1 protein-coding gene is annotated in these 834 nt (G+C 45.6%); it reads left to right on the forward strand.

Annotation, left to right across the window (positions count from 1 at the left end):
• Positions 1–23: 23 nt before the first annotated feature.
• Positions 24–834 (forward strand): ABC transporter transmembrane domain-containing protein (locus GMA8713_RS25955; protein ID WP_269747473.1); only part of this gene is annotated, 811 nt, incomplete at its 3' end.

Genomic DNA, 834 nt, shown 5'->3' on the forward strand with positions numbered 1-834 from the left:
TTTCTTAAGAACAAAACATGTCTATGTCACTCAATACTGACGAAACCACTTGGCAAACCTTCAAACGCCTGTGGACCTATATCCGCCTTTACAAATCTGGCCTAGCGGTTGCGGTTGTCGCATTAATCATCAATGCGGTTTCTGACACGTATATGGTGTCGTTACTTAAGCCTCTTCTCGATGAAGGGTTTGGGAATGCGGAATCTGATTTCTTGCGCGTGCTGCCTTTTATCATCTTGGGGATGATGGCGCTGCGTGGCTTCAGTGGCTTTGTCTCCTCATACTGTTTGAGCTGGGTTTCTGGCAATGTCGTGATGCTAATGCGTCGAAAAATCTTTAACCAATTCATGCATATGCCTGTCAGTTTCTTTGATAAGGAATCCACGGGTGGCTTGTTATCACGCATTACCTATGATTCAGAGCAAGTGGCTGGGGCGACCAGCCGTGCGCTGGTAAGTATTGTTCGTGAAGGTGCGAGTATCATCGGCCTATTGACCTTGATGTTTTGGAATAGTTGGCAGCTATCACTGGTCTTAATCGTTGTTGCACCAGTGGTTGCGATGGGGATTGGCATTGTCTCTAAACGTTTTCGCAAGATCTCAAAAGGGATGCAGACCACCATGGGTGATGTGACCTCTTCAGCAGAGCAGATGCTAAAAGGGCATAAAGTGGTACTGAGCTATGGTGGTCAAAACGTAGAACGTAAACGTTTTGACCATGTCAGTAATCAAATGCGTCAACAAACGATGAAACTAGTGGCCGCACAGTCTATTGCTGACCCTATTATTCAAATGATTGCGTCATTAGCATTGGTTACCGTGCTATTTTTAGCCA

The organism is Grimontia marina, from assembly GCF_900060185.1.
GTDB classification, from domain to species: Bacteria; Pseudomonadota; Gammaproteobacteria; order Enterobacterales; family Vibrionaceae; genus Enterovibrio; species Enterovibrio marinus.